This is a genomic window from Actinomadura napierensis (assembly GCF_039529375.1).
GTDB lineage: Bacteria > Actinomycetota > Actinomycetes > Streptosporangiales > Streptosporangiaceae > Spirillospora > Spirillospora napierensis.
In genome coordinates this window covers 1-6236 of sequence record NZ_BAAAMR010000217.1, presented here as the reverse complement: position 1 = coordinate 6236, position 6236 = coordinate 1, and the positions used below count along the sequence as shown (strand labels likewise).

6 protein-coding genes are annotated in these 6236 nt (G+C 73.2%); 1 reads left to right on the top strand and 5 read right to left on the bottom strand.

The window, feature by feature from the left end:
- The 5 genes from ABD296_RS48600 to ABD296_RS48580 all read right to left on the bottom strand — a co-directional run.
- A partial coding sequence (locus tag ABD296_RS48600) for a fumarate reductase/succinate dehydrogenase flavoprotein subunit (RefSeq protein WP_344285085.1) occupies nt 1–2392 on the bottom strand: 2392 nt, incomplete at its 3' end.
- On the bottom strand, nt 2392–3123 hold the full coding sequence (locus tag ABD296_RS48595; RefSeq protein ID WP_344285083.1) for an ABC transporter ATP-binding protein: 732 nt from the start codon (nt 3121–3123) through the stop codon (nt 2392–2394). The genes ABD296_RS48595 and ABD296_RS48600, both read right to left, overlap by 1 nt.
- On the bottom strand, nt 3120–3899 hold the full coding sequence (locus tag ABD296_RS48590; protein WP_344285080.1) for an ABC transporter permease: 780 nt from the start codon (nt 3897–3899) through the stop codon (nt 3120–3122). The genes ABD296_RS48595 and ABD296_RS48590 overlap by 4 nt, the downstream gene beginning before the upstream one ends.
- A complete protein-coding gene (locus ABD296_RS48585; RefSeq protein WP_344285077.1) occupies nt 3896–5335 on the bottom strand; it encodes an ABC transporter substrate-binding protein in 1440 nt (479 codons plus the stop codon). Before ABD296_RS48585 ends, ABD296_RS48590 begins: the two co-directional genes overlap by 4 nt.
- A gap of 15 nt (nt 5336–5350) precedes the next feature.
- Nucleotides 5351–5578 carry a 4Fe-4S dicluster domain-containing protein gene (locus tag ABD296_RS48580; protein ID WP_131763497.1) on the bottom strand — a complete coding sequence of 76 codons (228 nt, stop codon included), beginning with the start codon at nt 5576–5578 and terminating at the stop codon, nt 5351–5353.
- Between the two features lie 361 nt (nt 5579–5939).
- Here ABD296_RS48580 and ABD296_RS48575 point away from each other — a divergent pair.
- Nucleotides 5940–6236 (top strand): M17 family peptidase N-terminal domain-containing protein (locus tag ABD296_RS48575; protein WP_344285067.1); only part of this gene is annotated, 297 nt, incomplete at its 3' end.

Genomic DNA, 6236 nt, shown 5'->3' with positions numbered 1-6236 from the left:
CCGGGAACGCCGCCAGCTCGGCGCCCCGCAGGAGGTCGTCGCCGCCGCCGACCTGGCCGCCGAGGACGCCGGCGGAGGCGGGGTCGCCGATCGTGCCGAGCCCGTGCGCGATGGCGATCCGCACTTCCCGGGACGCGTCGCCGGCCGCCCGTGCGACCCCGTCCGCCGCGTCGTGCGCGACGAGCCCGCGGACGGCCTGCAGCCGGACGCGCTGATCGGGATCGGCCAGCGCGCCGGCGAACAGCTCCGCGGTGCCGAGCCGCAGCGCCCGCAGGACGTCCAGGACGGCCGCCCGCACCTGCGCGTCCGGGACGCCGAGGGCGCCGGTCAGCGCGTCCCGCACCTCCGAAGTCGCCGGCAGGACCTCGACCAGTTCGCGGAGCGCCGTCGCCGCGGCGTGCCGGACCGAGCCGTGCCCGTCGGCGAGCGCGGACGCGAGGGCGCCCGCGACGCCGTCCGGGACGACCTCGGTGAGCGTCGCGACGGCGGCGCGCCGCACCTTCGGGTCCGGGTCGGACAGGTAGGCGGCGACCGCGCCGACGTCCGGCTCGGTCTCGGCGAGCCGCTGCAGCTCCAGTAGCCGCGGGGACCGTCCGACCGCGGGCGCCGGACGGGTCCCCGCGGCCGGGCCGGGCGCGACCGCGACCGGTGCGGAGGTGGCCGTGCCGAGCACCTGCGGCTCGGCCCCGTCCGGGACGGTGAACTCCTCGACGGGGACGAGGTACGGGGCGACCGGCCGCTTCACGAACTCCATCGCGCCGTCGCCGCGGCGCCGCAGGTTGAGGTGGAACATCCACTCGGCGTCGTCGCGTTCGGGCAGGTCGGCGCGGTCGTGGTAGAGGCCCCAGCGGCTCTCGGTGCGGGTGAGGGACGACCGGGCGGCCATCTCGGCGCAGTCGCGGATGAAGGTGACCTCGGCGCAGCGCATCAGCTCGTGCGGGGTCCGCGCGCCCATCGCGGCGATCTCGGCCTCCATCCGCGCGAACGTCTCGACGGCGAGGTCGAGCCTGGTCCGCGTCTTGGGCGGCGCGACGTAGTCGTTGACGAACCGGCGCAGCTTGTACTCCACCTGCGGCTGCGGCGGGCCGTCCGGGTGGCGCAGCGGCCGGTAGATCAGCTCGTGCGCGGCCCGGATCTGGTCCTCCGGCAGCGCACCCGGCGTGCCGAGATTGGCGGAGGCGTCCGCGCCCGCCAGATCGCCGAAGACGAACGCGCCGATCATGTAGTTGTGCGGCACGCAGGCCAGGTCGCCCGCCGCGTACAGGCCGGGGACGGTGGTGCGGGCGTTCTCGTCCACCCAGACGCCGGACGCCGAGTGCCCGCCGCACAGCCCGATCTCGGAGATGTGCATCTCCACGTCGTGGGTGCGGTAGTCGTGGCCGCGGCCCGCGTGGAAGGTGCCGCGGGTCGGCCGCTCGGTGGTGTGCAGGATGCCTTCGAGGGCGGTCAGCGTCTCGTCCGGCAGGTGGGTGAGCTTGAGGTAGATCGGGCCGCGCGCGGAGTCGATCTCCCGCTTGACCTCGGACATCATCTGCCCGGACCAGTAGTCGCAGTCGACGAACCGGGTCCCCTCGGCGTTGACCTGGTAGCCGCCGAAGGGGTTGGCGACGTAGGCGCACGCGGGCCCGTTGTAGTCCTTGATGAGCGGGTTGATCTGGAAGCACTCGATGCCGCTCAGCTCGGCGCCCGCGTGGTAGGCCATGGCGTAGCCGTCGCCCGCGTTGGTCGGGTTCTCGTACGTCCCGTACAGGTAGCCGGACGCGGGCAGGCCGAGCCGTCCGCACGCGCCGGTCGCCAGGATGACCGCGCCGGCCGACACCGTCACGAACTCGCCGCTGCGGGTGTCGAACCCGACCGCCCCGACGGCGCGCCCGCCCGATGTCAGGACGCGCACCGGCATGACGCGGTTCTCGATCGTCACCTTCTCCCGGATGGAGCGCTGCCGCAGCACCCGGTAGAGCACCTTCTTGACGTCCTTGCCCTCGGGCATCGGCAGGACGTAGGAGCCGGAGCGGTGGACGCGGCGCACGGCGTACTCGCCGTGCTCGTCCTTCTCGAACTTCACGCCGTACTTCTCGAGCCGCTTCACCATGGCGAACCCGCGCGTCGCGGTCTGGTGGACGGTCCGCTGGTTCACGATGCCGTCGTTGGCGCGGGTGATCTCGGCGACGTAGTCCTCCGGCGTGGCCTTGCCCGGGATGACCGCGTTGTTGACGCCGTCCATGCCCATGGCGAGCGCCCCGGAGTGCCGGACGTGCGCCTTCTCCAGCAGCAGCACGGACGCGCCGTGCTCGGCGGCGGTGATCGCGGCCATCGTGCCGGCGGTGCCGCCGCCGATCACCAGCACGTCGGCGCTCAGCTCGCGCCGCTCGGTCACGGCGGGGATCTCCATCACACGGTCTCCTTCGTCTCGATCTCCCGCGTCCCGGGGCGCGCGCCCAGCGCCGCGAGGACCTCCTCGCGGGACGGGGACACGGGGAACCGCGCGGTGGCGCCGCCCGCGCCGAGCACGACGACGCGGTGGCCGATCAGCAGCGCCTCGTCCACGTCGTGGGTGACGAACACGACGGTCGCGGGCGCGTCGGCGATGACGTCGAGCAGCAGGCGCTGCATGCTCGCGCGGGTCTGGGCGTCCAGGGCGCCGAACGGCTCGTCCATGAGGATCGCGCGGGGCCCGGCGGCGAGGGTGCGGGCGAGCTGGACGCGCTGGCGCATCCCGCCGGACAGCTCGCGGGGCAGCCGCCCGGCGGCGTCGCCGAGGCCCACCCGCTCCAGCCAGCGGTCCGCCGCCGCGCGCCGCTCCGCCCGCCTTACGCCGCGCAGCGCCAGTGCGAGCTCGACGTTGCGGCGCGCGGTCCGCCAGGGAAGCAGCGCGTCGTCCTGGAACATCAGCGCGCGGTCGGCGGACGGCCCGGTGACGGGCTCACCGCCCGCGAGGATCCGCCCGGACGTGGCGGGCAGCAGCCCCGCGAACGCCCGCAGCAGCGTGGACTTGCCGCAGCCGGACGGTCCGAGCACGGCGAGGATCTCGCCCGGCTCGGCGGTCAGGTCGAGCCCGGTGACGACGGCCCGGCCGCCGTAGCCGAGCGTCACGTCCTCGGCGCGCAGTTCGAGTCCGCTCATGACGAACGCTCCTCCCCGGGCAGCCAGCGGGTCAGCCGGCGGCCGGTCAGCTCCACGGCGGCGGAGGTGAGGTAGCCGAGCAGCCCGATGGTGGCCATCCCGACGAGCACGCCGGGGTAGTCGACGATCGTGTACGCCTGCCAGGTCCGGTAGCCGACGCCGAAGTCGCCGGAGATCATCTCGGCGGAGATCACGCAGATCCACGCGACGCCCATCCCGATGGACAGGCCGCCGAACACCCCGGGCAGGATCCCCGGCAGGACGACCCCGAGCAGCACCCGGGTCCGGCTCCCGCCCAGCGTGCGGACCGCGTCCTCCCAGACGACCGGGAGCGACTTGACCGCGTGCCGGGTGCCGACGAGGACGGGGAAGAACGCGGCGGCGAAGGTGATGAACACGATGCCCTGCTCGTTCGCGGGGAACAGCAGGATCGCGACCGGCACCAGCGCGATCGCCGGGATGGGCCGGGCGACCTCGAACAGCGGCTGCAGGACGTCGCCCGCCCACCGCGACCGGGCGGTGGCGATGCCCGCCGCGACGCCGAGGACGGCGGCGAGTGCGAACCCGGTGAGGATGCGGACGAGGCTCTGCGCGACGTCCTGCCAGTACTGGGCGTGCTCGATCTGGCGGCCGAACTCGTGCAGCACGTCCACCGGGCCGGGGAACCGGTCGAAGCGCACCCACAGCCGCACGTTCGCGGCGGTCAGCATCTGCCACACCGCGACCGCGGCCAGGAGGGACGCGATGCGGACGGGCCAGCGGAGGTGGCGGCTCACGCGCTCCTCACCGCCTCGTCATAGGTGACGACCTTGGCGCCGGAGCGGGCGGAGACGTACTTCTGCGCGCCCTCGTCCGTCGCGAACGGCTTGAACCGCTGCCCCGCCTTCGCCGACGGGTCCTCGACCCAGACGTCCTTGTCGGCGAACCAGCGGGTCCCGGTGGTGGCGTCGGGGATGTAGACGGCCCTGAGCTTCTTCCCCTGCCCCTGTAGCGCGCGCACGTTCTTCAGCAGGCAGACGGGGTCGGCCACGGGCCGCGTCTCGTCCTCGCCCTGAACCCACACCTCGCCCGCTGTCGCCGGGTCGTCCACCTTGGTCTTGCACACCTCGTCGGTTCCGGTGATGGCGGCGGGGTTGGCGGTGGACGCGGCGGCGCGGTCGTAGGACTCGCCGTACGCCTTCCTGATGTAGGTGTCGTTGATGAAGGGCCCGACGTCCAGCGGCGTCTGGATGACCCCGATCGACTTCAGGAACGGCACGTCGTGCACGAACGCGTCCTTCAGCCCCTGCTTGATGGTGGTGTCGAAGGTGGCGACGCCACCCGCGCCGTTGTAGAGGTAGACGGTCTCGGCGGGCAGCCCGGTGGTGGACGCCACCGACTCGGCCGCCGCCAGCGGGTGCGCGTGCAGGTAGTTCGTCGCGTCGATCTGCGCGCGCAGGAACGCGTCCAGCACCTTGCCGTTCTTGCCGGCGAACTGGTTGCGCACCACCACGCCGTGGAACGTCGGCACGTTCAACTGCCCGCCGTCGTAGAGCAGGCGGGCCTGCCCCTTGTTCACCAGCAGGCCGGGCCAGGCGACGAACTGCGCGAACGCCGCCGCGCTGCCCGCCTGCAGCGCCGACGCGCCGACCGTGGGCTGCTGGTTCTCCACCTTGACGTCCTTGGACGGGTCCAGCCCGTACTTGCGCGCCGCCTGGACGAACGTGCCGTGCCCGGCCGAGCCGACGCTCGTCGAGACCGTCTCGCCCTTGAGGTCGCGCAGCGTCTTCGCCTTGGAGTCCGGGGCGACGACCACGCCGTTCAGCGAGCCGCGCATGTTGTAGCCGGTCACCGCCACCCACGAGGTCTTCGCGTCGCCGCCCTGCGCCTGCGCCCGCGAGCCGTTGATCAGCAGCGGGTAGTCGCCCATCGAACCGATGTCGATCTTCCCGGCGAGCATCTGCGCGGTGATCGGCGCGCCGGTGTCGTAGTCGCGCCACACGACCGAGTACTTCGTGCCGTCCTGCTTCCCGAGCGCCTTGAGGCGCTTCTCGAAGGAGCCAAGCGAGCGCAGCAGCGTCCCGGCGGTGACGGTGTTGATGGTCTTGGACTGGTATCCCACGACGATCTGCCCGGAGCCGCCGCCGGCGGCGGCGTTCCCCGCGACCGTGCAGCCGGCCAGCAGCGGCAGGAGGGCGGCGCCGGCGGTCAGCGTCCTGTTCTTCGCGTTCATCGGTCGGTGAGCCCTTCAGCGCAGCAGGTAGGGCATGTTGACGGTCACGGCCCCGGTCGGGCAGCGGTCGGCGCACGGCCCGCAGTACCAGCACTCGTCCACGTGCATGTACGCCTTGCCGGTCTCCGGGTGGACGGCCAGCGCGTCCAGCGGGCAGACGTCGATGCACAGGGTGCAGCCGTCGATGCAGAGCGCCTCGTCCACCGTCACGGGGACGTCGGCGCGGTTCTCCACGAGGGACATGGGTTCTCCAGTGGTGGGCGGGCACGCGGGACGCACGGCGCGGAGGTCGTGCGGAGGCCGTGCGCAGGTTCCGACAAAACCTACTAAATCAATAGGAATAGGGGAATAGAGGGCGCGTTACGCCACCCGAAAACCTGCGCACACCGCGCTGAACTGCACGAACGCGTTACACCGCCGGCCTTCCGCCACCTGCCGCGCCGCCATCGCCACGCACGCGCCCCGCCGCCCGGTCACGCCGGACACCGGGCGCCCGTTGCGGCGCACTCCCTGCGATCCCGGCAGGCAGCGGCAGGTTCCGGGCCCGGCAATGCTTGATCCAAAAGGGCGAAACCGGTCACCGGGAGGACTAACATCGGACTACGTGACGAGCATCGGACTTGACAGCGCAGACCTGGCCGGCCTCGACGTCGACGCCATCGTGATCGGAGCCGTCCCGGCGGACGGCGGTGCCGCCCCCGCCGCCGGCGCCGAGGACCTCGACCGCGCCATGGACGGGAGGCTCGCCGCGGCGCTCGGCGCGCTCGGCGCCACCGGCAAGCCCGGCGAGATCACCAAGCTGCCCACGCTGGGCGCCGTCACCGCCCCGGTGATCGTCGCCGCCGGGCTGGGCGAGGACCCCTCCGCCGAGGACCTGCGCCGCGCCGCCGGCGCCGCCGGG

Coding starts and splice junctions, on each gene's coding strand:
- ABD296_RS48595 (WP_344285083.1), bottom strand. CDS start 3,123: ATGAGCGGACTCGAACTGCGCGCCGAGGACGTGACGCTCGGCTACGGC.
- ABD296_RS48585 (WP_344285077.1), bottom strand. CDS start 5,335: ATGAACGCGAAGAACAGGACGCTGACCGCCGGCGCCGCCCTCCTGCCG.
- ABD296_RS48580 (WP_131763497.1), bottom strand. CDS start 5,578: ATGTCCCTCGTGGAGAACCGCGCCGACGTCCCCGTGACGGTGGACGAG.